This is a genomic window from Gilliamella sp. Pas-s25 (assembly GCF_009795885.1).
GTDB lineage: Bacteria > Pseudomonadota > Gammaproteobacteria > Enterobacterales > Orbaceae > Gilliamella.
Genome location: NZ_WTEV01000005.1, coordinates 45,271 through 70,093 on the forward strand (window position 1 = coordinate 45,271; position 24,823 = coordinate 70,093).

General features: G+C 35.7%; 24 protein-coding genes and 1 CRISPR repeat array. Of the genes, 21 read left to right on the forward strand and 3 right to left on the reverse strand.

The window, feature by feature from the left end:
* From GQ593_RS03660 to GQ593_RS03675, 4 genes are all read left to right on the forward strand, one after another.
* Positions 1–1,089, forward strand: a complete 1,089-nt coding sequence (locus tag GQ593_RS03660) for a microcin C ABC transporter permease YejB (protein WP_160430677.1) — start codon at positions 1–3, stop codon at positions 1,087–1,089.
* On the forward strand, positions 1,089–2,120 hold the full coding sequence (locus GQ593_RS03665; RefSeq protein WP_160430678.1) for an ABC transporter permease: 1,032 nt from the start codon (positions 1,089–1,091) through the stop codon (positions 2,118–2,120). Before GQ593_RS03660 ends, GQ593_RS03665 begins: the two co-directional genes overlap by 1 nt.
* Complete coding sequence (gene yejF, locus GQ593_RS03670) at positions 2,117–3,850, forward strand: microcin C ABC transporter ATP-binding protein YejF (protein WP_160430679.1); 1,734 nt, start codon at positions 2,117–2,119, stop codon at positions 3,848–3,850. Before GQ593_RS03665 ends, yejF begins: the two co-directional genes overlap by 4 nt.
* An 85-nt stretch (positions 3,851–3,935) precedes the next feature.
* Complete coding sequence (locus tag GQ593_RS03675; RefSeq protein ID WP_160430680.1) at positions 3,936–4,799, forward strand: hypothetical protein; 864 nt, start codon at positions 3,936–3,938, stop codon at positions 4,797–4,799.
* 69 nt (positions 4,800–4,868) lie between these two features.
* On the opposite strand, the gene frdD is transcribed toward GQ593_RS03675, so the two are convergent.
* Both frdD and GQ593_RS03685 read right to left on the reverse strand, forming a co-directional pair.
* Complete coding sequence (frdD, locus tag GQ593_RS03680) at positions 4,869–5,225, reverse strand: fumarate reductase subunit FrdD (RefSeq protein ID WP_160430681.1); 357 nt, start codon at positions 5,223–5,225, stop codon at positions 4,869–4,871.
* Positions 5,226–5,239: 14 nt separating this feature from the next.
* Positions 5,240–5,635, reverse strand: a complete 396-nt coding sequence (locus GQ593_RS03685) for a hypothetical protein (protein WP_160430682.1) — start codon at positions 5,633–5,635, stop codon at positions 5,240–5,242.
* A gap of 709 nt (positions 5,636–6,344) precedes the next feature.
* Between GQ593_RS03685 and casA the strand changes: the two genes are divergently transcribed.
* The 14 genes from casA (at position 6,345) to yciH (ending at position 20,605) form a co-directional block, all read left to right on the forward strand.
* Complete coding sequence (gene casA, locus GQ593_RS03690; RefSeq protein WP_160430683.1) at positions 6,345–7,862, forward strand: type I-E CRISPR-associated protein Cse1/CasA; 1,518 nt, start codon at positions 6,345–6,347, stop codon at positions 7,860–7,862.
* A gap of 26 nt (positions 7,863–7,888) precedes the next feature.
* Positions 7,889–8,506 (forward strand): type I-E CRISPR-associated protein Cse2/CasB, encoded by a 618-nt coding sequence (casB, locus tag GQ593_RS03695; RefSeq protein ID WP_160430684.1) that lies wholly within the window; start codon positions 7,889–7,891, stop codon positions 8,504–8,506.
* 5 nt (positions 8,507–8,511) lie between these two features.
* Entirely contained in the window at positions 8,512–9,576 is a 1,065-nt protein-coding gene (cas7e, locus tag GQ593_RS03700) for a type I-E CRISPR-associated protein Cas7/Cse4/CasC (protein WP_160430685.1), read from the forward strand.
* A gap of 12 nt (positions 9,577–9,588) precedes the next feature.
* On the forward strand, positions 9,589–10,332 hold the full coding sequence (gene cas5e / locus GQ593_RS03705) for a type I-E CRISPR-associated protein Cas5/CasD (protein WP_160430686.1): 744 nt from the start codon (positions 9,589–9,591) through the stop codon (positions 10,330–10,332).
* On the forward strand, positions 10,333–11,007 hold the full coding sequence (gene cas6e, locus GQ593_RS03710) for a type I-E CRISPR-associated protein Cas6/Cse3/CasE (protein WP_160430687.1): 675 nt from the start codon (positions 10,333–10,335) through the stop codon (positions 11,005–11,007).
* Positions 11,008–11,017: 10 nt separating this feature from the next.
* A complete protein-coding gene (cas1e, locus tag GQ593_RS03715; RefSeq protein WP_160430688.1) occupies positions 11,018–11,935 on the forward strand; it encodes a type I-E CRISPR-associated endonuclease Cas1e in 918 nt (305 codons plus the stop codon).
* Between the two features lie 2 nt (positions 11,936–11,937).
* Positions 11,938–12,231: a type I-E CRISPR-associated endoribonuclease Cas2e gene (cas2e, locus tag GQ593_RS03720; protein WP_160430689.1), complete on the forward strand. Its 294-nt coding sequence runs from the start codon at positions 11,938–11,940 to the stop codon at positions 12,229–12,231.
* A gap of 84 nt (positions 12,232–12,315) precedes the next feature.
* A CRISPR array of direct repeats spans positions 12,316–13,506; the repeat unit is 29 nt; unit sequence GTGTTCCCTGTATACACAGGGATAAACCG.
* Between the two features lie 458 nt (positions 13,507–13,964).
* On the forward strand, positions 13,965–14,606 hold the full coding sequence (gene tmk / locus GQ593_RS03725) for a dTMP kinase (RefSeq protein ID WP_160430690.1): 642 nt from the start codon (positions 13,965–13,967) through the stop codon (positions 14,604–14,606).
* Entirely contained in the window at positions 14,603–15,598 is a 996-nt protein-coding gene (gene holB, locus GQ593_RS03730) for a DNA polymerase III subunit delta' (protein ID WP_160430691.1), read from the forward strand. The genes tmk and holB overlap by 4 nt, the downstream gene beginning before the upstream one ends.
* 67 nt (positions 15,599–15,665) lie before the next feature.
* The gene (locus tag GQ593_RS03735; RefSeq protein WP_160430692.1) at positions 15,666–17,066 is read left to right on the forward strand and encodes an MBOAT family protein; all 1,401 of its coding nucleotides are present in this window, start codon (positions 15,666–15,668) and stop codon (positions 17,064–17,066) included.
* A 12-nt stretch (positions 17,067–17,078) separates the two neighbouring features.
* Positions 17,079–18,374, forward strand: a complete 1,296-nt coding sequence (locus GQ593_RS03740) for an SGNH/GDSL hydrolase family protein (protein ID WP_160430693.1) — start codon at positions 17,079–17,081, stop codon at positions 18,372–18,374.
* Complete coding sequence (locus GQ593_RS14060) at positions 18,367–19,542, forward strand: GDSL-type esterase/lipase family protein (protein ID WP_160430694.1); 1,176 nt, start codon at positions 18,367–18,369, stop codon at positions 19,540–19,542. Before GQ593_RS03740 ends, GQ593_RS14060 begins: the two co-directional genes overlap by 8 nt.
* Before the next feature lie 30 nt (positions 19,543–19,572).
* The gene (gene pyrF / locus GQ593_RS03750; RefSeq protein WP_160430695.1) at positions 19,573–20,277 is read left to right on the forward strand and encodes an orotidine-5'-phosphate decarboxylase; all 705 of its coding nucleotides are present in this window, start codon (positions 19,573–19,575) and stop codon (positions 20,275–20,277) included.
* A gap of 4 nt (positions 20,278–20,281) precedes the next feature.
* Positions 20,282–20,605, forward strand: a complete 324-nt coding sequence (gene yciH / locus GQ593_RS03755; RefSeq protein ID WP_160430782.1) for a stress response translation initiation inhibitor YciH — start codon at positions 20,282–20,284, stop codon at positions 20,603–20,605.
* 60 nt (positions 20,606–20,665) lie between these two features.
* Here yciH and tmaR read toward each other — a convergent pair whose 3' ends face one another.
* The gene (tmaR, locus tag GQ593_RS03760) at positions 20,666–20,986 is read right to left on the reverse strand and encodes a PTS system regulator TmaR (RefSeq protein ID WP_065639049.1); all 321 of its coding nucleotides are present in this window, start codon (positions 20,984–20,986) and stop codon (positions 20,666–20,668) included.
* A 1,042-nt stretch (positions 20,987–22,028) separates the two neighbouring features.
* On the opposite strand from tmaR, the gene accD reads away from it, so the two are divergent.
* From accD to GQ593_RS03775, 3 genes are read left to right on the forward strand one after another with little or no spacing between them, the layout of a single operon-like run.
* On the forward strand, positions 22,029–22,919 hold the full coding sequence (gene accD, locus GQ593_RS03765) for an acetyl-CoA carboxylase, carboxyltransferase subunit beta (RefSeq protein ID WP_160430696.1): 891 nt from the start codon (positions 22,029–22,031) through the stop codon (positions 22,917–22,919).
* A 6-nt stretch (positions 22,920–22,925) separates the two neighbouring features.
* Positions 22,926–24,197, forward strand: coding sequence for a bifunctional tetrahydrofolate synthase/dihydrofolate synthase (folC, locus tag GQ593_RS03770; protein WP_160430697.1), 1,272 nt, complete (start codon positions 22,926–22,928; stop codon positions 24,195–24,197).
* An 11-nt stretch (positions 24,198–24,208) separates the two neighbouring features.
* Positions 24,209–24,790, forward strand: a complete 582-nt coding sequence (locus GQ593_RS03775; protein WP_160430698.1) for an SPOR domain-containing protein — start codon at positions 24,209–24,211, stop codon at positions 24,788–24,790.
* Positions 24,791–24,823: the final 33 nt, after the last annotated feature.

The following is a 24,823-nucleotide window of genomic DNA, read 5'->3' on the forward strand; positions in this document are numbered from 1 at the left end:
ATGCTAAATTACTTTATTCGTCGATTGTTACTGATTATTCCAACATTGTTTGTAATTTTAACAATTAACTTTTTTATTGTGCAAGTCGCGCCAGGTGGACCGGTCGATCAGGCGCTTGCTATGATTGAAAATGGACCGCAAGCAGGGCAAGGGCTATTGCTGGGGAGCAGTGGTTCATCTACATCAGTACAGCAGTATAAAAATGAGTCAAACTATCGTGGAGCGCGCGGGCTTGATCCACAAGTTATCGCGATGATTGAAAAACAGTATGGTTTTGATAAACCCCTATTTGAACGTTATGTTGAGACGCTCAAACACTATATTTTATTTGATTTTGGCAATAGTTTTTTTAAAAGTGAATCGGTATTAGGCTTGATTGCCAAAAGTTTACCTGTTTCAATTTCATTGGGATTATGGAGTACGTTAATTGTTTATCTGATTTCAATTCCGTTAGGTATTCGCAAAGCAGTAAAAGATGGTTCGGCATTTGATTTTTGGTCAAGTACCTTAATTATTATTGGTTATGCCATACCGCCTTTTTTATTAGCAGTGTTGTTAATTGTATTGTTTGCTGGCGGTAGTTATTGGGATATTTTTCCACTTCGTGGACTTATTTCGAATCATTTTGAACAACTCGATTTTTGGGGAAAAGTGAAAGACTATGCATGGCACATTTGTTTGCCTACTATTGCAATGGTCATTGGTGGTTTTGCTTCACTTACTATGTTGACCAAGAACTCATTTTTAGATGAAATTCGCAAACAGTATGTCATAACCGCACGAGCAAAAGGATTAAGTGAAAGAAAGATCGTGTATAAACACGTTTTTCGTAATGCCACGTTACTGATTATATCGGGTTTTCCCGCTGCTTTTGTCGGTATTTTATTTACCGGTTCGTTACTAATTGAAATCATCTTTTCGCTTAATGGGCTTGGTTTATTGGGCTATGAAGCAATTATTCAACGTGATTACCCTGTAATTTTTGGGTCGCTTTATATTTTTACGTTAGTTGGACTCATCACAAAACTACTGTCTGATTTATCTTACATGATAATAGACCCACGCATTGACTTTGAGGCTCGAAACTGATGACCACTCATTATTCTTTTAATCAACAACGCTGGCAACGATTTAAACATAATCGCCGTGGCTATTATTCACTTTGGTTATTTTTGATCTTTTTTGTAATGAGTCTATTTGCTGATTTTATTGTTAACGATAGGCCCATTTTTATTAAATATCAGGATAATTACTATTCACCAATTTTTCATTTTTATCCAGAAACGGAGTTTGGTGGGCAATTAGAAACACAAACCAATTATCTTGATCCTGCCGTGCAAAATCAAATCGAAACGAATGGCTGGATTTTATGGCCACCGTTTCGCTATAACTATAGTACGCTAATCTATGATACGCAAAATACGTTCCCAACGCCTCCTTCAGCATCGCATTGGTTAGGTACAACTGATGCGGGTTTCGATGTACTGGCCAATATCTTATATGGTTTTCGTATTTCAATGTTTTTTGCTATTTTTTTGACATTGTTTACTTCATTTATTGGTATCATCATCGGGGCAATCCAAGGTTATTATGGTGGAACAGTCGACCTGTTAGGACAGCGATTTATTGAAATCTGGTGTGGTTTGCCGGGTTTATTTGTAATTATTTTATTAGCTAGCATTTTGCCACTTGATTTTTGGTGGTTGCTGGGCATTACTGTTTTATTTGGTTGGATGGGGTTAGCAGGAATTGTACGTACCGAATTTTTGCGTACTCGCAATTTTGATTATATCCGTGCGGCCAGAGCAATGGGGGTGAGCGACAGTAAAATTATGTTTCGCCACATCTTACCTAATGCAATGGTGGCAACATTAACCTTTTTACCTTTTATTTTATGTGGTTCAATTACCACTTTAACGTCACTAGATTTTCTGGGCTTTGGTTTGCCGATTGATTCACCGTCTTTAGGTCGCCTGTTGCTACAAGGTAAAAACAATTTGCAAGCCCCTTGGCTTGGTCTTAGTTCGTTTTTAATTATTGCAACTTTGCTTTCATTACTTATTTTTATTGGTGAGGCAGTAAGGGATGCATTCGATCCAAACAAAGGAGTGTATCGATGAGTTCTCCTTTATTATCCGTTCAGGATTTAAGTATTGCGTTTAAATGTGGTACACAAACAATATCACAAGTCGTGAGTAATATCAGTTTTGATATTGATGAGCAAGAAACATTGGCACTCGTTGGTGAGTCAGGTTCAGGTAAAAGTGTTACCGCTTTGTCCATTCTGCGTTTGCTACATAAAGAGCAAGTAGTTTATCCCACTGGCGATATTTTATTTGAAGAAAAATCTTTATTATCTGCGCCAGATAAAGAACTTCGACAGGTACGCGGTAATCAAATTAGCATGATTTTCCAAGAACCAATGGTGTCATTAAACCCTCTACATACGGTTGAAAAACAGCTTTATGAAGTACTAGCATTACATCGAGGCATGCATCGACACGATGCGCGTTGCGAGATTTTGCAATATCTTGATCGGGTGGGTATTAAAGATCCAAAAAATAAATTATCGGCTTATCCTCATCAGTTATCAGGCGGTGAAAGGCAGCGAGTGATGATTGCTATGGCAATTTTAACTCATCCTAAATTATTAATAGCAGACGAACCCACCACTGCTTTAGATGTATCAGTGCAGGCACAAATTATTCAGTTATTAAAAGAGTTAAAGAACGAACTGAATATGAGCATGCTATTTATTTCGCATAATCTTAGTATTGTTAAAAAACTTGCCGATAAAGTGGCGGTGATGCAACAAGGCGAAATTGTTGAATATAATAATAAGCAGCGCATCTTTTTACGTCCAGAGCATAAATATACACAAACACTATTAAATTCTCAGCCAAATGGTGAGCCAGTGCCATTGCCTGATACACCTGGAATCCTGCTTAATGTTAACCACCTTAATGTTGAAGTTATTGTCAAAAAACGTTTATTTTGTAGTCAAAAGAAGAAGATCGTCAACAATACTGGCTTTGCCGTACATCAAGGCGAAACAGTTGGGATTGTTGGTGAGTCAGGATCGGGCAAAAGTACTACAGCTTTAGCTATTTTACGTTTGATTAAATCACAAGGTAACATTGTATTTGACAGCCATCCGATACAAAATCTCACCAGCAAAAAGCTGTTACCATTTCGCAGCCGTATCCAAGTGGTGTTTCAAGATCCATTTTCATCTCTTAATCCGCGTTTTAATGTTGAACAGATTATTAGTGAAGGATTAATCACTCACAAAAAACTCAGGCAATCAGAGCGAGAGCAAGCCGTTGTTGACATTATGCAAGAAGTTGGTCTTGATCCTGATATGCGTTATCGCTATCCAAGCGAGTTTTCAGGGGGGCAACGCCAGCGAATAGCCATTGCCCGTGCCTTAATTTTGAAGCCTGAATTATTGATTTTAGATGAACCAACTTCGTCATTAGATCATACTATTCAAAAACAAATTATTGATTTACTTAAGTCATTACAAGAAAAGTATCAGCTTAGTTATTTGTTTATTAGCCATGATTTAGCTTTGGTTTATTCTCTGTGTCATCAAGTGGTTGTTATGAAAGAAGGGAGCATTATTGAGCAAGGCTCACGGGAAAAGATCTTCTATTCCCCCGAAACTGAGTATACCAAAACATTACTCTCATTTTTAGATAAACCACCTCGTAAAGTAAATAAAACATTAATACACGTCGATAAAGTTGAAAAAACAGAAAAATTTGCTCATAAAGATGATACTGAGCAAGTGCAACAGCAAGACAAAAAGGTCAATTGGGAAGAGGCTTTGTTAATGCGCAAAAAATAAATTTATAAAGCAATAGATAACAATGGTCTATACTATAGGCCATTGTTAATAAATCAATATATCAATCTAGTTAGCAGGTTTCATTATGCAAAAACGAATACTTCCTTTTTTATTAACCCCCTGTTTATCTCTCATTTCAATAAATGCGATGGCGATAACCTGTAGTGATAATCCAAACCAAAATATCGTTGAGGCAAATAACTATATTTTTCAAATCCTCGATTATATTGATTCACCTATAAAAGGTATAAAGCAAGAGATTCGGACCTCAACTACCAAATTGGGTACTGATGCGAATAGTTCGCTAGCTAAGCACACGTTAGAATATGATCCTAATGGGCTTATCACACAAAGCCATTATGATCTTTATTCGGATAAAAACTTTCGAATTTATTCCGAACACTTACAAAAAAATAAATCTGGTTGGGAAAATATTATTGAGGATGTAGAAGATAAAACCAATAGCATCATCCAATTTAATACTGATGAACAAGGTAAAATTGTCGTATCACAGCAGACTAAAAAAGCTATCGATTTTGTTTTTTTCGAAACTGATAATTACGTATACGATAGTAATTATTGTCTTATCAATAAAAATGTACAATGGCAGCTTAAAGAAATTGATGAAAATGGTAAATATACTGGAGCAGAGCAAAAAGGGGCTTCTGTCTATACGTTTGGATATCAAGAGCAACAGCTTGCTAAAGTGTCGTACCAATTTAGCAACAATATGACAAACGAAAGTGATTTTTCGTATCAATATGATAACAATCATCATCGATTAATTACCATTGAATCTTCTTACTTATCATCAGGAAAAGAAGTTTCACATTATTTAACTAAATTTTTAACGTTTAATGAAAAAAATGATTGGCTTACGGCAAGTAAAGTTAAAAATAATCAAGAGAATAAACAAACTAATATCACTCGCGAACTCACATATTATTAGTTTTTGAAAATATAAAAAGCGTTATTTTGTTTATGACGCTTTTTATATTCTTATAACCAAAAATGCCAGCTATACCCGAATAAACAATATATAAATAGCATGTAGTGTCCATGCTAATGCTAAGCCAAAAGTCAGTAACTTTTCGCGTTTTGGATAGATTTTATGCTCGTGCAAAAGCGTTAAAATTTGTTGCAGCCCACACCAGATAGGTAATGAAATCACCAAAAATAAAAACAATTTACCCATTTCAGTATTGGCTATTTTTAGAATATGAGAACGTGTTGCTGCGTCACCAAAAGGAATGATAAATGTGATAATCGCCAGTACAATGGGTGAAAAAACAGCCGCCCATGTGCCACCTAAGGCAAATAACCCCTTTGCGATTTTTCCATGAGACCTTGCAGCTTGCATGTGTTGATTTTGCATTGATTAAAGACCACTTATTTTAATATAAATAATAATAAACCAGCTGAAACAAAAATGGTTACCAGCCATGACCCTAAAATGAATAAATAAGATTTTGTTTTTTTATCGGTACGGTATGAAAATATCGTTTTAGGCACTAAATTGAACCAACTTATTGAATGGAAAACGCTAACCAATAACGCAATACAATTAAGCACCACAACAAAAGGACTACGCAAAAAGAAGATAAAACGGTAAAACTCATCTTGCCCAACGGCATTAGTGTACATACAAACGACACCGTACATTAACACTAAGCTTATCCAAATCATTGAAAAGGGAACTAATTTATGCATTATAGCAATTATAAAAGGGGGCTTTACATCAGTTTGAACAGCACCAAGGTAATTATTGTTATTTTGTTGATTCATAAATCTCTCTAGATTGCATTATATTGGTAATGATTTGGTAGGATTAATCTTTATTTCGTTATTATACTGGCTAACCAGTGCTATGTCGCTCATTTATGGCTGGTTATGATATAGGATATTGTTAATATAATGTTTCGCATAATGTGCCAGGAAGAACAGTATCTATCAAGCTTTAAATATAGGCTATTTTGCTAAATTGTTTTTATATCTTGAAAAAGAGTAAATGCAGATCTCATTTTTGACAATAAATAGTAGCCAAAAATAAAAAGTTTTGTTTAACTAGCATGCTTTGAAGGCAAACTCCACTCAGTGTGGGGAACTACACTACATTTTGTCGACAGACGGTTTAACCCTATAAAATAAAGAACGATCATATTAAACCGTACCAGTTTAACATATCGCTAAATTTTTTATGTTATCTACAGACTTTTTATTGATGCTGGTTTTTTTTTATGCTAATTTAAATTAGTTTTTATAAGAATTAACTTTGAATTTTATCAATTATTTTATTCATTTACAAAGAGCAATGCAAAAAAGTTTGGGCTGTTGAAATCAAACAGAAAATAGATGATCAAGAAACGCGATCTTATTGTTTAAGTATTGAGATCAATAAACAAGCCCCCCGAACACTTAAATAATTTAAGTTAATGCCGATAAGCGGAACAACTAACTTTCCGCTTACATTAAAATTCTAAATAAGGAGTATAGTTTGTCTTCTTTCTCGCTGTTAGACGAAAAATGGATTCCGGTTATCCATTTTGATGGTCATGTTAGTAAGATTAAACCTAGTCAAATCGCTGATGAAACTATTTCTGATTTAGCCTATTTTAGATCTGATTTTCAAGGTGCTGCCTATCAGTTTCTTATCGGTTTATTGCAAACCACCTTTTCTCCAGAAGATAATGAGGAGTGGTTTGACTACTGGGATGATGGCATTTCGCAATCTGATTTAGATAAAGCATTTGATCAAGTTAAATCGGCTATGCAATTTGGTGCAAATAAACCTGCCTTTATGCAAGATTTCACGAAATTAGACGGCAATGCTTTACCAATATCAGGTTTATTAGTTGAAGCACCAGGTGAAAACGCATTAAAGAAGAACACCGACCACTTTATCAAACGTGATTTTGTCAAGGAAATTTGCCCACACTGTGCAGCAATAGCACTATTTACTTTACAAACTAATGCACCATCTGGTGGACAAGGACATCGAGTTAGTTTGCGTGGTGGTGGGCCGATAACGACGTTGATTATGCCAGAACTAAATAAACCAACACCATTATGGAAGAAATTATGGTTAAACGTAATACCATTAGATGATGATAAACCACGCCAATTTGATGAATCTGTCTTTCCATGGCTCAATACGACTAAAACCAGTGAACCACCGAAGAATTTGAGTCTATTTCCTCAACAAGCCAGTTATTGCCAAGCTTTTTGGGGAATGCCACGACGAATAGAACTTGATTTTGAACAGACTAAGCAAGGGAAATGTGATCTGTGTGGCGCAACTTCGTCACAATTAATTACGCAATATCACACTAAAAATTATGGTATTCAATATCAACATTGGCGACATCCTTTAACGCCATATCGAATTGATAGTAAATCAGGCGCACCATTAGCGATTAAAGGTCAACCCGGTGGTTTAATTTATCGAGATTGGCTAGGTATGCTAACAAAACATGATAATGTTGAAGCGGCAAAAGTGGTCTTTATCCATGAAGCGCGTAGGCTAAAAGATAACGAACACTATCGCTTATGGTGCTTTGGTTATGATTTTGACAATATGAAAGCACGTTGCTGGTATGAACACACTTTTCCTGTATATCCCGCTTTAGCTGATCCTGACAGCGACCTAGAAGAGCTTATTGCACTGGCATTAGAATTAAGTAAAGAGACCTTGCCAATACTGCGTAAAGCTATGACAGTGATAAATAAACAATCTAATTTGTTAGACATCGCTTATTGGAAAGAGACCGAACCAGCATTTTACCAATTTATAAAACAACTAATAGACCAAAAAGATAATCCCGAAGGTCGATTCCATTTGTTAGCAAATTGGGCAAATACTTTACTACATTATATTACTCAAACCTATGATAAAGCGGCGTTTGCTAATCCTGATGAACAGTTGGTTGCATCCCAAAAAATCAGTGCTAGAGAAAAGTTACTCACTGATTTTAATAAACTAAAGTATATAAAAAAGATAAAAAACACTAAATAGCCTTGTTTTTGGATAGGGAGAACAGTATGTCAAACAATCTTATTAAAAAGACAATTATATTAAATGAAAGCCACAAAAAATGTATTAATGAATGGTTTTCAATGCTGCAACAAAGATCATATCCTTTTTATGGCAGTACTTATAATGGGCGAAAATTACGAGCTGAACTACGTCGAGCGACATTACCTTTTGGGGTTATGTTACATGAAGGGTATTGTTGTTTAGCCAACGTACTATTTAACGATACTCACAGATTAACACTAACCCCTGTTCATCAGCAGGCATTAGCAATATTTGTTTCGGTTGCTGCTTTTGCGAGCGCTAATAATGAGAAAGCCCCTTTTGCTGCACAATTAAGCGAAAAGGCAAAAGGCGGACAGCGTAATATTATGTCTCCTTTACGTTTTGAGCAATTACAAACCAGTGAAACACCTGAAGAGTTTTGTCGACGATTAATTCGTGCTATCAAATTACGTGGTGAACAGGGGGTAAATCTTTTTTCACTTGCTGATGGCATTTTTTTGTGGGTGCGAGAGTGGCATAATCGACTACAAAATTTATCTCCAACTATCAATCCGTTTGAACGCCTTTCTGTTCGTTGGGCGATGGATTACTACTCGACTAATAAATTACCTAAGGAATAACGACAATGACAACATTTATTCAATTACACTTATTGACTGCTTATGCGCCATCTAATTTGAACCGTGATGAACTTGGTCGACCAAAAACTGCAAAAATGGGCAACAGTGACCGATTACGTATCTCATCGCAAAGTTTAAAAAGAGCATGGCGAACTTCGGATTACTTTTATCAATCATTAAGTGACAATCTAGGTGTGCGTTCGCGTCGATTTGCGCGAGATTGGGTTTATAAAAATATGCTTGATCAAGGCATTTCCGAAAAAATTGCGAAAGCGAGCGCCATTAAAATTGCTGCACAATTTGGCAAAGTAAAAAATGAAAAATCACCGAAAGATCCTCTGGCTAATTTAGATATTGAACAATTGGTGCATATTAGTAGCAATGAAAAACAAGCCATTGATCAATTAGTAGACGTGTTAATTAATGAAAATCGTGAGCCGACCGATGCCGAGGTGAAATTACTCCGTAAAGAAAATAGCAGCATTGATATTGCTTTATTTGGACGAATGTTAGCTGATAGTCCTGCATTTAATATTGAAGCTGCTTGCCAAGTATCTCATGCTTTAGGAGTTAGTACTGTCACCGTTGAAGATGACTTTTTTACCGCAGTGGATGATTTAAATAATAATGAGGAAGATGCCGGCTCTGCGCATTTAGGTGAACGTGGTTTTGCTTCAGCTCTTTTTTATACTTACATCTGTATTAGTCGTGACTTATTGTTAGAAAACCTAAATGGCGATGAGGCATTGGTTGAAAAAACATTAAAAGCCTTAACCGAAGCTGCGGCTAAAGTAGCACCAGCCGGTATGCAAAATAGTTTTGCATCACGGGCTTATACCTCTTACTTACTAATTGAAAAAGGTGCTCAGCAACCACGCTCGTTAGCTGTTGCTTATTTTAATCCAATTCGTAGCGACGATATGGTTAATGATGCGATTGCGCGTTTAGAACAACAGCTTGATAAATTTGATAAGGTATATGGTCAATGTGCCGATAGTCGCTACGTACTCAATACTGAAACAGGAAAAGGAACCTTAACCGCTGCATTAGATTTTGTTGCCCAAAAATAAGGAGCCGTCGAGATGATAAAACATCTTATCTTTCAGATTTATGCACCATTGACATCGTGGGGAGAGCATGCTATTGGCGAGGTTCGCCATAGTAATGATATTCCTTCTCGCTCGGCTTTATTAGGGCTAGTGGCGGCAGCATTAGGTATTCGGCGTGAAGACAATAAACTCGATACGTTTAATCAACACTATAATTTTGCGATACGCCCATTTAAAGCAAACAGCAGTTGGTTTAGAGATTTTCAAACCGTCCAAGTTCCCAGAGCAAATAAAAAGCAGTTATTATATACCCGTTTTGATGAAATTCGTCGTAATCCTAATGAGTTAGAAACCCTACTTTCACAGCGTGAATATTATAACGACATTTATTATCAAATTGTGATGACAGAAACCAAAGGTGCTCCCTACAGTGTGCAGCAAATACAACAAGCATTATTAACGCCAGTTTTTCCATTATATGTAGGTAGAAAAAACTCGCCATTGGCACTGCCTTTATCCCCTGTTCTCTACGAAGGAACGCTTTGTGATGCATTTATTTTTGCTGATAAACATTATCAACAATATCATCAACGCGATCCTGTCATTAGCGATTTGTTAAACAGTGTTGCTGATGAATATTATTGGGAACATAAAGATCAAGATGCCGATTTTGAAATAATAAAAATTCAGCGCCGGCAAGATCAACCAATAAACCGTAATCATTGGTATTTTGAACCACGCCTGCAATATTCAGGATATTTAAAAAGGAGCGAATAGATGTATTTTTCTCGAGTTACCCTAAAACTAGATCGCCTCCCTTATGTCATGCAGCAAAAGATGCAATATGCTGGTCAATATGCGATTCATCAATGGTTATGGCAACTTTTTCCTAATCAAGAAAAACGGACATTTTTGTTTCGCGAAGAAGCAACAAGACAAAGTAGATACTACTATCTGTTATCTGAAGTTGCACCGATAAAAGATCATCAATTATTTATTGTTGAAACAAAACCCTATGCACCACAATTAACCATCGGTATGAATTTAATGTTTTCACTGCGCGCTAATCCTATTATTTTTAAAAATGGTAAACGCAGTGATGTGATGATGAATGCCAAATTTTTGGCAAAACAGCAAGGACTATCCTCGGCAATAGAGATAAACGGTTTACAGAATCAAGCCGCATTAAATTGGTTAGTTAATCAAGGTGAAAAAAGAGGATTTTCACTTATGCAAAATACAGGGAAGCAACCTAAATGTAATATTATTGGTTATTATCAACATCGATTTAAAAAGAAAGTAGATGCTAAACCTATTACTTTTAGTAGTGTTGATTTTCAAGGCGTTTTAACGGTTACTCATCCTGAACTGTTTTTAGATACGCTCTATCAAGGAATTGGTAAAAGTAAAGGGTTTGGTTGTGGATTATTCTTGATTAAACGGCATCAATAGGGAACATAACATGGTATATGTTCCGCTTAATCCCATCCCTCTCAAAAATAGAACATCAATGATATTTTTACAATATGGACAAATTGATGTGTTAGATGGTGCATTTGTATTAATTGATAAAACAGGCGTTAGAACCCATATTCCCGTTGGTTCTATTGCTTGTATTATGCTCGAACCTGGCACAAGGGTCTCTCATGCTGCTGTCAAATTAGCGGCAACGGTAGGAACATTGCTTGTTTGGGTTGGTGAAGCCGGTGTTCGAATGTATTCATCTGGACAGCCCGGCGGAGCGAGATCGGATAAACTACTTTATCAAGCAAAATTAGCGTTAGATGATGATTTACGTTTAAAAGTCGTCAAAAGGATGTTTGAACTGCGTTTTGGCGAGCCGGCACCAACTAGACGTTCGGTTGATCAGCTCCGAGGTATAGAAGGAGCACGTGTACGCGAAACCTATTCATTATTAGCTAAACGCTATCATGTGAAATGGCATGGTCGAAAGTATGATCCTAAAGATTGGGAAAAAGGCGATAAAGTCAATCAGTGCATTAGTGCCGCAACATCTTGCTTATATGGTATCACTGAAGCTGCGGTTTTGGCTGCCGGCTATGCGCCAGCGATTGGTTTTGTGCATAGCGGAAAGCCACTCTCTTTTGTTTATGACATAGCAGATATTATTAAATTTGATACGGTTGTGCCCAAAGCATTTGAAATAGCCGCTAAAAAAATCCCTGATCCTGATCGCGAAGTACGTATTGCATGCCGTGAAATTTTTAGAAGTCAAAAAACATTAGCTAAATTAATCCCACTGATTGAAGATGTCTTATCAGCCGGAGGAATTGAACCGCCATTACCACCTGATGATGTTCAGCCTCCAGCTATCCCTGAACCTAAATCGCTTGCCGATAGTGGCTTTAGGAGTCACTAATTATGAGTATGTGTGTGGTTGTGACCGAAAATGTACCGCCCAGACTAAGGGGGCGTTTAGCTATTTGGTTGCTAGAAGTTAGAGCAGGAGTTTACATTGGTGATATCTCCAGACCAATTAGAGAAATGGTATGGCAACAGATAATGGAATTAGCAGAAGAAGGCAATGTAGTACTTGCTTGGGCAACGAATACCGAATCCGGATTTGACTTCCAAACTTATGGTACAAATAGAAGAGTTCCGGTAGATCTAGATGGACTACGGTTGGTCTCTTTTTTACCTGTTAAAAATCAATAGGTTAAAGTTCTTTAAAAATTTAAAAAATTTGGTGGAATTTATCAGTCGATATAATTATAAATAAAACAAATAGCTATGTTTAGAGTGTTCCCTGTATACACAGGGATAAACCGATTGAGTTCTAATTGTTCTCTATTTTCAGACAGTGTTCCCTGTATACACAGGGATAAACCGCGTTACTTACAAATAAACAACCCTGCCGTACAGTGTTCCCTGTATACACAGGGATAAACCGTTCTTCTTGTATATCTTCTATATTATTATTTACGTGTTCCCTGTATACACAGGGATAAACCGATTACTATAAACAAAGCAATTTAAGATATGAAGTGTTCCCTGTATACACAGGGATAAACCGCAGGCGCAAAAAATCAATGAAGATGCGTTAAACGTGTTCCCTGTATACACAGGGATAAACCGCGGTTTGGGACCATGATTTAATGCGTCGATACGTGTTCCCTGTATACACAGGGATAAACCGGAGTTCAGAAATGGCTAATATACACATGCTTTTGTGTTCCCTGTATACACAGGGATAAACCGCAATACGTTAAAATCATTAGCATATTTAAAAAGTGTTCCCTGTATACACAGGGATAAACCGACAATGCCGAATATCAAAAAAGACGAGCATTTGTGTTCCCTGTATACACAGGGATAAACCGCAACAACAATCAGTTATTAATAATAAATCGCAGTGTTCCCTGTATACACAGGGATAAACCGGTCGTTAGTAGAGATATTTATGCAGACGATAAGTGTTCCCTGTATACACAGGGATAAACCGGCAAAGAAAACTGGTATGAATGCTACACATCAGTGTTCCCTGTATACACAGGGATAAACCGCTGATTGTTATCTGCATTGGAATATCACGCGTGTGTTCCCTGTATACACAGGGATAAACCCCGTTTTAAATAAAGTTGCAAATCAGGCGACGTGTGTTCCCTGTATACACAGGGATAAACCGGGCTGCAATTTTTGCAGGATTAGCCATGCTAAGTGTTCCCTGTATACACAGGGATAAACCGTAAAACATCATCAGGATTAAATTCATTATTTAGTGTTCCCTGTATACACAGGGATAAACCGTACGCACCCCTCAATCGGTTTAACTCCAGCCCGTGTTCCCTGTATACACAGGGATAAACCGCAGATGTAATATTTCAGCAAGGTGATATCAAAGTGTTCCCTGTATACACAGGGATAAACCGAAGATTATGCCAATATTTTCTTAAATGAATTTGTGTTCCCTGTATATACAGGGATAAACCGAATAAATATATTTAAAAATTCATTTAATGATAGTGTTCTTTGCATACACAAGGATAAACTAACATCTGTATAATTAATTAGGCTATTAAATATATATTTTATTTATCTACCCATCTATCTATCATATTTTTTCCTAGTATATATAAGTCTGTTTCACATAAAAAATAAATCAATCAATGGTTTTATTAGGTGATTTTATTAATTACTTCATTAAACATCTAAGATTTGGTAATGGCTGTATTAATTGTTGATTTAATAAAATCCTTATTATGAAAATAATAGTCTAACGGTATGGTTTTTATTGTGATGTGTGCTTTGGCATTTATTGGAGATTTTTATTTATTGTAAAACAGGAAGGAAATATTAATAATAGCAGGCTAAAACAATGGGCAAAAATAGCGTACAATAGCGCGGTATTTAACACAGGCGTATCATAAATAGGTTAGGAATTTTATAGTATGACAGGCAAATTTATTGTCATCGAAGGGCTGGAAGGGGCGGGTAAAACAACGGCTATTAATACCGTTGCTCGCATTTTGAATCAACATAATATTGGCGATTTGCAATTTACACGTGAGCCAGGTGGAACGCCGATTGCTGAAGCATTACGTAATATTATTAAAAATGGTTTAGATAACGAGCCTTTGACAGATAAAGCCGAATTATTAATGTTATATGCTGCACGCATTCAGTTGATTGATAATGTGATTAAACCTGCACTTAAAGCAGGTAAATGGGTGATTGGTGATCGCCATGACTTATCCACGCAAGCTTATCAAGGTGGTGGGCGACAGTTAGATAAAGTCTTTATGACGACATTAAAAGAGCAAGTATTAGGTCATTTTAAACCTGATCTTACCTTATATTTGGATATCGATCCTGAAATTGGTTTAATGCGAGCAAGATCTCGAGGTGAACTTGATCGCATTGAGCAACAATCATTACCATTTTTTAAACGAATTCGTCAACGCTATTTAGAACTTGCCAAGCAAGATAAAACAATTATTACTGTTGATGCCGGAAAACCAATCGACAATGTGACTAAGCAAATTGAACAAATTTTAACAACATGGTTAACAAAACAGGATAATATTGCATGATCTTAAATGACTATCCTTGGCTTTCCTTACCTTATCAGCAATTAGCTACTGGCATTATGCATAAACGGGCTCATCATGCTTTATTAATTAATTATGTTCAAGGCAGTGGTGAAGATGAGTTTGTTTCAACGCTTGTAAACCGTTTATTATGTCAATCTTCACCTCAATTGGAACCGTGCTTAAAATGCCATAGTTGTCAACTGTTTTTGTCTCACCACCATCCCGATTATTATGTAATAACCAATGAACAAGGAAAACAGTCAATAGGTATTGATCAAATACGTAATATATCAAGCAAGATTTACGAAAAATCCCAGCAAGGTGGCAATAAAGTCATTTGGATAAAACGGGCAGCTTTAATGACCGAAGCTGCTGCCAATGCATTACTAAAAACGTTAGAAGAACCGCCCGAAAACACCTATTTTATTTTAAGTGATGAGCATAACAGCCAATTGTTACCAACGATCCATAGCCGTTGTTTTTCTTATTTTTTACCAGTTCCTAAATTAGAACAGTCTATTGAATGGCTAAAAAGCGAACAAAATCAGCAATACAGCGATAATGAGCTTGCTTCGGCGTTATTATTGAGCGAAAATGCGCCACTAAAAGCGGCTGCATTATTAGCACCAGAAAAGTGGCAACAACGAAAAGCATTTTGTGATCAGCTATTAGAGCTAGTACCACAAAATAATTATTGGCAGTTAGCGAAAACCTTTGATAATGAAGACTTCATTGAACGAATTGTTTGGTTTTGTGCCTTGTTGAGCGATGCGCTGAAAGCGAAGCAAAAAGTCGGGCATTTTATTGTAAATCGTGATCAAGTTCCATTAATTCGGCTACTTGCGACTAAAAGTAATGAAAAGATTTCTGCGCTTTATCATCTATGGTTGCAAGCAAGAAATCAGTTGTTAACAATTACCGGATTGAATAAAGAACTTATTATTTATAATGTACTTGCTCAATCCGAATTAATTAGCGAAACAAAAAGCTAAGTTTTTTTATAAAGGGTTTTGTAAAGAAGTTTCAGGAAACCATACGTTTAAGTAAAAAAGGATCGTAGTGAGTTATTTATCTATTGAATTTAGTTTACTCTTTATCGCTTTCTTTGCCTTGTATTGGGGATGTTACCGATCGCCCAAAATACAAAATCTCTTGCTTTTAGTATCAAGTTATCTCATTGTTGGTAGTTATAGCTGGCAATTTGCACTTATCCTTTTTATCTATACTTGTGCGATCTATTTATTTTCAGTGATGATTGCAGCATCGGATCGGCATGCAAAGCGATGGCTATTTTTGGGGTTATGTGTATCAATCCTTAATCTTGCACTATTTAAATATTTTGATTTCTTTCGTTATGAGTTGCAAGATCTGCTTAACTTCTTCAATTTGCCTATTTTATTACCAGTTATAACCGTATTAATACCTATCGGCATTTCCTTTTATACTTTCCATTCGGTAAGTTACTTAGTTTCGGTAAAAAAGAAAGAGCTATCTGTTGCTCAATTTTGGGATTTTGCCTTATTTTTGTCTTTTTTCCCAAGTGTAATTGCAGGCCCAATTAACCGTGCGAAAGACTTTTTGCCGCAAATTAACATAACTCAGCCTCGTCAAATTTTACAGCCCATTCGCGCCTTTACGTTGCTTATCTTGGCTGTGATTAAGGTTTATTGTCTAGGTGGACTTATTAGTGAACACTGGGTTAATCCAATATTTGCTAATCCGTTAGAATTTAGTGTGATTGATTTGTTAGTGGGGCTTTATGCTTATGCAATGCAAATTTATTTAAATTTTTCGGGGTATACTGATTTAGTTACAGGTATTGCTTTATTGTTAGGATTTCGCTTGCCAATTAACTTTAATTTTCCTTACTTAGCATTGAATTTAAAAGATTTTTGGGCTCGCTGGCATATTAGCTTATCACATTGGATTCGCGACTATATTTATATTCCTCTTGGTGGAAATCGTCGAGGGTTTATTCGAACTCAGATTAATGTCATGTTAGCCATGTTACTATCAGGATTATGGCATGGTGCTGGTATTAATTTTATTATTTGGGGGGCGTGTCATGGCATTGGTACAGTGGCACTTAATATCGGCGATCGTTATTTTGGACAAGGCTGGATAACAGCTCGTTCGCCACTAGTTGCACGATTATTAACATGGCATTATATTTGTTTTACATGGTTATTTTTTAATTGTGAAAGTTTGTCTGATGCAGTCGATTATTTGACTGCATTAATGCATAACTTTCTGATAGAACCGCACTATGCAGGGGCATTTTTGGTTATTTGTTTCATCTACATTGCCTATCCAATGTGTAAAAATTTTCCTGAGTGGTTTATTATACAGCTAACAAAAATACCGCATTGTTATTTACCGATGGTCTTTATTTTAATTTTGTGGCTAGTGATTTATATTGCACCATCGGGTATGCCAAACTTTATTTATGCTAATTTTTAATAACGCTTAATTATGATGATATATAAAAAATCGTGTTCAAAAAATAATAGAAAATCCAAATCGAATTTGAAGCGGCAACGTCATAAATCGCTAAATAAAAATACGTTTAAAAAAGATCATCAAAAAACTAACAAAGTAAATACTTCGCTTATTCTTGCAAATAAACCTTTGTCTGCTCGTTATATATTTTTGATATTGTTTGTTACCGCCATTGCATTAATAGCGATTTATTACAAATCAATATTGATTTATGGCGAGCAAGTGTATCATACTGATTTGTTTAATAGTGACACGTTAGCGATTGAAGAAACTTCAACACAAGAGCTTGAAGACAGCAAAAGTGACGAGCAAAAATATGCATCAACACACACATCAATCCCGTTTATTCGGCCGTTTGATGCTGTGTTGCCTGTCACTGAAAATAAAACATCTAAATTAGCCGTCGCTGAGCTTGAAGATATAAAACAAAATAAAAATACTGCAGAAGTAAAAAGCGATCAACAAGTCGATATTGAAAATAGCTTGATGGGCCCCGATTTAAAAACACATTCTGACACGATCTATCACAATAAGCCCAAAACCGAGCTAGCATTACAAGATGAACTTATAAAAATACAAGGGGATATTGAACTACCTCATGAGCCGTTACCGATTGTATTAACAAGTAATGATAAAGTGTTCTTTGCTGGTGATTCTTTAATGCAAGGCGTTGCACCATATGTTAAAAAAATGCTTTTTAAGCAATATAAAATAGAAAGCCTTGACTTAAGCAAACAGAGCACAGGACTTGCTTATCCAAGCGCTTTTGATTGGCCAAAAACAATTAATGATAATCTTATTGCCGATCCTTCAATTAAATTACTTGTTGTTTTTCTTGGCGCTAATGATCCTTGGGATTTTCCAGTTAAAGGCTATGTCAAATATGCTAAATTCAAATCCGAACTCTGGGAAGAACATTACCGTTTACGTATTGAATCTATTTTAAATAGTGCCATTGAGCATGATGTTCAAGTACTTTGGCTTGCAGCCCCTTGTATGCGAAAACCAAAATTAAACAATGGGATGGTTTACCTAAATAATTTGTATAAGTCGGAACTAGAAAAAGTTCAACAACATTTTTTAACAACAAATGAATTACTGGGTTGTACATACGAAAAATTTAGTAATTTTATAGCAACTGATAAAGCAAAAATTAAAGTAAGGGTTGATGATGGGGTCCATTTTACGTCAACTGGCCAAAAAATTTTGGCAAAGGCTATTATGGAAAAAATAATTTATAAAGAATTAGAGGATACCCATAGTGATTAGATTTTTAAAATATATTACAGCCGTAATTGCCATAGCGATTACGGTTGGATGCAGTGTGGCAGAAAGTAAAACGACCACGGTATCTACTATTATTGATTTTGGTGACCCTAACGCGAAACAATTCGCTACACGTTTAAAATCGTTAGCGGATAACAAAAAAACAAATCAAGTTGTCAATATTACACAATTTGGTGATTCGCATTCGGCTGCCGATTTCTTTACTGGTGAATTTAGAACATTAATGCAACAAAAATATGGTAATGCTGGTATTGGTTGGATAACGCCTGTCGCTATAAAAGGACAAAGTCATGCAGTTGTTACATGGAAATCTAAAAATTGGGATGTACTAAGTAGCCGAACGTTAAGTAATCTGGATTTTCCTATGGGTGGCTTTATTGCAAAACCCAGTAAGGATTCGGCTACTATTCAAATTGTTCCAAGAGGATCGAATAATAAAGATTGGCAAATTAAATTAACTTTTAAGACACTTAAAAACAACTCAAGATCGCTAGCGCTTTATGATAAAAATGATAAAAAAATTAATTTAAGCTATACGCCAACCCCAAATGTTTGGCAAACCGCATCAGTTGTGGCTAAAATGCCTTTAGTTATAAAAGGTCAAAAAGATGTGGAGCTAGGTGGTATTTGGTTAACTCGCAATCAACAATCTGGCGTTATTGTTTCATCGATTGCAACTAACGGTGCTAAACAAACAATTTGGCAAAAGTGGGGAAAGGATTGGTTTAAAGAACTTGCTATATCACAAAGTGATTTAGTTATTTTAGAATATGGAACAAATGAAAGTTTTGATGAAACATTAGATGCCAATCAATACCGAAAAAATTTAGTCAGTAATATCAGGCTGATTCGTAAAAATTTACCTAATGCTGCTATTTTAATCATGACGCCACCTGACACTATGGCAAATGAAAAAAATATGCCAAAGTCTTTTGCAAAAATAATGAATATTCAAAAACAAGTTGCCAAATCCGAAAAGACATTATTTTGGGATTGGCAAGTCGCGATGGGGGGTAAGTTTTCCATTAAACAGTGGCGACAAAGAGGATTGGCTCGGCCAGATTTAGTGCATCAAACTTTAAAAGGCTATAAAGAAAGTGCTCGCATTTTTTATGCTGATTTAAATGAATTTATTAGGAAAAATAGCTAACAAATTTTGATTAAAAGGAATAAATGAGTTATGTCATCACCAATTATTGTTGCCGTTGATTTTGCGGATGTTAAATCAGCATGGAATTTTATTGATAAAGTTGATCCAAAAGATTGCCGTCTTAAAATCGGTAAAGAACTTTTTACGCATGCGGGGCCTGATTTTATTAAACAAATAATGCAAAAAGGTTTTGATGTTTTTTTAGATCTTAAATTTCATGACATTCCAAATACTGTCGCAAAAGCAGTTGCCGCAGCTGCTGACCTTGGTGTTTGGATGACAAATGTTCATGCAAGCGGTGGTTCGCGAATGATGACGGCAGCTAAAGATGCGCTTTATTCATATGGTAAAGATGCACCAATTTTGATCGCTGTGACAGTACTAACCAGTATGGAATCAACCGATCTGCAAGAAATCGGTATCAATGTATCGCCTTTAGAACAAGCGACAAGATTGGCAATACTTGCTAAAAACTGTGGGCTCGACGGTGTGGTATGTTCAGCAAAAGAAGTACAAAGTTTTAGAACACGTTTAGGTGGTGATTTTAAATTGGTCACACCAGGTATAAGACCTGCAGGGACCAATCCAGATGATCAACGTCGTATTATGACGCCTCAGCGAGCTCAGGCAGCCGGTTCTGATTATTTGGTGATTGGACGCCCAATTACGCAAGCACAAGATCCAGCTAACGCGTTACAAACAATTTTAGCAACACTTGAACCAAGTAAGAGTTAATTACATTATGTCTGGTAATCCACTTGTTTATTCAACCGATAAAGGACGAATTAAACCTACTGAATCAGTTGTCTCGCGCCCTAAAGGTGATGGTATTATTCGAATACAACGGCAAACATCAGGTCGTAAGGGCAAAGGCGTATGCGTTATTACGGGATTCGATATGGATGATGCCCAATTATCACAATTAGCCGCAGAATTAAAAAAACGCTGTGGATGTGGTGGTTCGCTTAAAGATGGCATTATTGAAATTCAAGGTGATAAACGCGATTTATTAAAGTCATTGCTAGAAGGTAAAGGATTTAAAGTAAAACTAGCTGGCGGATGATTTAGTTACATAAAAACAGCGTCCATAATAAAATGGGCGCTATTTATAAAATAATCAATGTTAATTAGATCGATAGCTACGCATTTTTTTACTAATTTCGCGGCGCTCTTTAGATATTTCGGCATTTTTGATAATATAATCATCAACACGATCATCATAATCACTTTTCATATTAGCAATAATCGCTTGAAGCTCTTCGTAAGTCATATCTGGTTTAATATATTCACTTAAGTTTTCAAGTAAGAGTACGCGTTTTTGATTATCACGAATTTTTTTCTCATTGTCTGATATTTCACGCTTTAATTTATTTAAACGACGTGATAGACGAATATATTCTAATACATCTTGAAATGATGATGCGCTTGCTTTTTCCTTGTCCATCTATAACCCCTTATCTCAAAAAATGGAAAATAAACTTTCACCAATTATATACTAATAATTTTTGCAGGTCATATTAATTATATTTTAAACATAGATGATATGTAAAAATTGCTCGCGTTGCTGTAATTTGAGAAGCTACGGTAATAGATACACATAAACAAACAACGCCTTATCACAGGACAAGCGATATGTTACTTACGTCATAAAGAAAAAATCACCGTTCCTAATTTGGTGAAATGCTTTATGGTCAGTCGTCCGACTATTTATAATGTGCCAAAAAAGCCTGATTGAGGCTATTTATCCCTTTAACCAGTAAAAAAATTTTTATAAATCTGTCAATTATGGTATTAAATGTCCACAAATAAATTAAGACAGTAAGTTAAATGTTCACTTTTTAGATTGTATTTCTTGTAAAAAATATTCAGGATTCTATACCGTTTCGCAATTAATTAAGGGGTCATGGTAGTTATTATTAAATTGAGTGATAACCAGCATATCAGCCAAACATTCACGAAACCATTTACCCTCAAACGAATGGACGAGCAGAAAGCGATAGGTAATTGAGTGAAAATATGATGTTCACTTTTCAGGTTATGTTTTTGTAAAAAATATTCAGGATTCTATACCGTTTCGCAATTAATTAAGGGGTCATGGTAGTTATTTATTAAATTGAGTGATAACCAGCGTATCAACCAAACATTCACGAAACCATTTGCTCTTAAATGAATGGAAAAGCAGAAAAAGAGGTACTTTCATCACCATGTGCCATAATCAGCAACTATTTGAAGATGCTAAAGATATAACAAAAATTTAAGTGATTTCTTACAGAGGATATTTTGCGTATTAGCTATTTTGTGCATGAATTGTTTTAAATTTGATTTTAAAAGCAGCGATTATCTTCAGATTTTTTATTTAAATATTATTTTCCCAGCAAAATTGACTTACAAAATAAGATAAAAATAAAAACAACTATTAAGAATTAGTACAAAGTATTGTACAATAGGCGCAAATTTGTAAAGAGTGCCAGAATGAGAGATTCATAATGAGCTGGATTGAAAAAATTCTTAGTAAAAATAATATATCGTCGGATCATAAAAAGGCGAATATTCCAGGCGGTGTTTGGACTAAATGTAGTAACTGTGAACAAGTCATTTATCAAGCTGAACTTGATCTTAATTTGGAAGTTTGTCCAAAATGCGATCACCATATGCATATTCCTGCCCGTGTGCGTTTATACCGTTTTTTAGACGAGGGTTCGGATGTTGAAATCGGTACCGATCTTATGCCTAAAGATATCTTAAAATTTAAAGATACTAAAAAATATAAAGATCGTTTAACCGCCGCACAAAAAGAGACTCACGAAAAAGAAGCAATGGTTGTAATGAAGGGCACATTGTTTGGCGTTCCTGTCGTTGTAGCTTGTTTTGAGTTTGCCTTTATTGGTGGATCAATGTCTTCTGTCGTTGGTGCATTATTCACTCGTGCTGCAGAGCAAGCCATTGCAGATAAATGCTCTTTAATTTGTTTTTCAACAAGTGGCGGGGCGCGCATGCAAGAAGCACTATTTTCATTAATGCAAATGGCAAAAACCAGTGCTATTCTTGCTAAAATGCAAGATGAAGGTTTACCTTATATTTCCGTAATGACCGATCCTACAATGGGAGGGGTATCAGCAAGTTTGGCAATGCTGGGGGATATTAATATAGCTGAACCTAAAGCGCTAATTGGTTTTGCTGGGCCGCGAGTGATTCAACAAACGGTTCGTGAAATATTGCCAGAAGGGTTTCAACGTAGTGAGTTTTTACTTGAAAAAGGTGCAATTGATATGATTATTCATCGTAAAGATATGCGACCTAAAATTGCAAGTTTAATAACAAAATTAATGAAACTACCTGATCCTTTTAATGATGTTGCTCTTAACGAGACAGTTTGATTGAGTATGCAAAACAAACAACCGAATGCCATGTCAGATCTAAAGACATGGCTTTGTTATTTAGAGCAATTACATCCAACAACCATCGACTTAGGTTTAGAACGCGTAAGGACGGTGGCTCAGCGCCTTAATTTATTACAACCAGCACCATATGTTTTTACTGTTGCAGGTACCAATGGTAAAGGAACAACTTGCCGAACACTTGAAATGATATTGCTTGAGGCAAACTTACAAGTTGGTGTTTATAGTTCTCCTCATTTATTACGCTTTACTGAACGAGTACGTATTAATAATCAAGAATCAAGTGAACAAGAAACAGTAAAAGCCTTTGTCGAAATAGAAAAGGCCAGAGGTGACATATCACTAACATATTTTGAATATGCAACACTTGCTGCGTTTTATCAATTTAAACAGACAAAATTAGATGTTGTGATATTAGAAGTTGGTCTTGGCGGGCGGCTTGATGCAACCAATATTATTGATGCCGACATTGCTGTTGTGACAACTATTGGTATCGATCATGTTGATTATTTAGGTGATACCCGTGAAAGCATAGGGCGTGAAAAAGCAGGTATTTTTAAATCTAAAAGTATTGCCATTGTTGGTGAGCCAGACATGCCCAAATCCATTTTAAATGTGGCTAACTCAGTCAACTGTCCTATTTATGCGGTAAATTGTGATTGGCATTATCAACAAGTTAACAAAGATTCATGGTCGTTTAAATCGCCAACAACACAATATAACAGCTTACCTATTACCAATGTCCCCTTAGCGAATGCTGCAACTGCACTTGCCGCCTTAAGTTATTCATCAATTAAAATAACACAAGACGAAATAACTAAAGGATTGGCAAAATCTAATTTAACAGGGCGTTTTCAAATTATTCAAAGATCACCACTTGTGATCCTAGATGTAGCACATAATCCACACGCAGCAGTTTATTTAACTCAACAATTAGAAAAACTAAAAGCCGAATATTTAAATGTCGGTAAAGTTAGATTTGTTGTTGGTATGCTTAAGGATAAAGATATTAAAAGTACCTTAACCATTTTAAAAGGTGACAACTGGTATTGTGCTTCTCTTTATGGCGATCGAGGTTGTAGTGCTGAGTTGTTAAAACAACACTTGTTAAATAAAGGTGAAATTGATGTATCAACATTTGATACAGTATCTAAGGCTTATCAAAAGGCAATACAAGAGGCTAAAAAAGAAGATATTATCGTAGTATGTGGTTCATTTCATACCGTATCTGAAGTTTTAGCTGAAAATGAGCGTTAACGAAATTAGTTATGGCGAATAATCAACAAATTAATTTAAAAAAGCAAATTAAAGTAAGAAATCGTCTGGTAGGTTTTGCTACATTATTGCTTATTATCGCAGCAATTGCTCCATGGATAATAACGGACAAATCCAATTTGCGTACTTCAACAACGCCTATTTTTCAGGCTGAAAGTGTGACTCAGCACAATCAAATCGAAGCATCATTCAATGGTGTTGATGATGAGTTTACCAATAATGAATCAGAGGTTCCTTACATACCTGATTCAGAGCAAAATGCAAGTACATTAGTTTTACCTGACATTGATGATGATGTCGATACCTCAACAACAATAAAACCTTCAACATCACAACAAGAGACTAAACTTTATATGATCCAGCTTACCGCATTAAAAAATAAGCAAAAAATAGAAGAGTTAGTTGCGTTGTTAAGGTTAAATAATTATAGCGTTAGAACTCTACCTCAAAATCCAGAACCTAATCAATTAATTAAATTACAGGTTGGTCCTTATGCTAAAAAAGAGCAAGCAGAACAAGTCATTATTAACTTAAATAACCTAACAAAATTGAAAGGTTTTATTGTGGCTAATTAACTGCTGTTCTATTTGTGTTGCAAACAATAATAA

Coding starts and splice junctions, on each gene's coding strand:
- GQ593_RS03660 (WP_160430677.1), top strand. CDS start 1: ATGCTAAATTACTTTATTCGTCGATTGTTACTGATTATTCCAACATTG.
- GQ593_RS03665 (WP_160430678.1), top strand. CDS start 1,089: ATGACCACTCATTATTCTTTTAATCAACAACGCTGGCAACGATTTAAA.
- yejF (WP_160430679.1), top strand. CDS start 2,117: ATGAGTTCTCCTTTATTATCCGTTCAGGATTTAAGTATTGCGTTTAAA.
- GQ593_RS03675 (WP_160430680.1), top strand. CDS start 3,936: ATGCAAAAACGAATACTTCCTTTTTTATTAACCCCCTGTTTATCTCTC.
- frdD (WP_160430681.1), bottom strand. CDS start 5,225: ATGCAAAATCAACACATGCAAGCTGCAAGGTCTCATGGAAAAATCGCA.
- GQ593_RS03685 (WP_160430682.1), bottom strand. CDS start 5,635: ATGAATCAACAAAATAACAATAATTACCTTGGTGCTGTTCAAACTGAT.
- casB (WP_160430684.1), top strand. CDS start 7,889: ATGTCAAACAATCTTATTAAAAAGACAATTATATTAAATGAAAGCCAC.
- cas7e (WP_160430685.1), top strand. CDS start 8,512: ATGACAACATTTATTCAATTACACTTATTGACTGCTTATGCGCCATCT.
- cas5e (WP_160430686.1), top strand. CDS start 9,589: ATGATAAAACATCTTATCTTTCAGATTTATGCACCATTGACATCGTGG.
- cas6e (WP_160430687.1), top strand. CDS start 10,333: ATGTATTTTTCTCGAGTTACCCTAAAACTAGATCGCCTCCCTTATGTC.
- cas1e (WP_160430688.1), top strand. CDS start 11,018: ATGGTATATGTTCCGCTTAATCCCATCCCTCTCAAAAATAGAACATCA.
- cas2e (WP_160430689.1), top strand. CDS start 11,938: ATGAGTATGTGTGTGGTTGTGACCGAAAATGTACCGCCCAGACTAAGG.
- tmk (WP_160430690.1), top strand. CDS start 13,965: ATGACAGGCAAATTTATTGTCATCGAAGGGCTGGAAGGGGCGGGTAAA.
- holB (WP_160430691.1), top strand. CDS start 14,603: ATGATCTTAAATGACTATCCTTGGCTTTCCTTACCTTATCAGCAATTA.
- GQ593_RS03740 (WP_160430693.1), top strand. CDS start 17,079: ATGATGATATATAAAAAATCGTGTTCAAAAAATAATAGAAAATCCAAA.
- pyrF (WP_160430695.1), top strand. CDS start 19,573: ATGTCATCACCAATTATTGTTGCCGTTGATTTTGCGGATGTTAAATCA.
- tmaR (WP_065639049.1), bottom strand. CDS start 20,986: ATGGACAAGGAAAAAGCAAGCGCATCATCATTTCAAGATGTATTAGAA.
- accD (WP_160430696.1), top strand. CDS start 22,029: ATGAGCTGGATTGAAAAAATTCTTAGTAAAAATAATATATCGTCGGAT.
- folC (WP_160430697.1), top strand. CDS start 22,926: ATGCAAAACAAACAACCGAATGCCATGTCAGATCTAAAGACATGGCTT.
- GQ593_RS03775 (WP_160430698.1), top strand. CDS start 24,209: ATGGCGAATAATCAACAAATTAATTTAAAAAAGCAAATTAAAGTAAGA.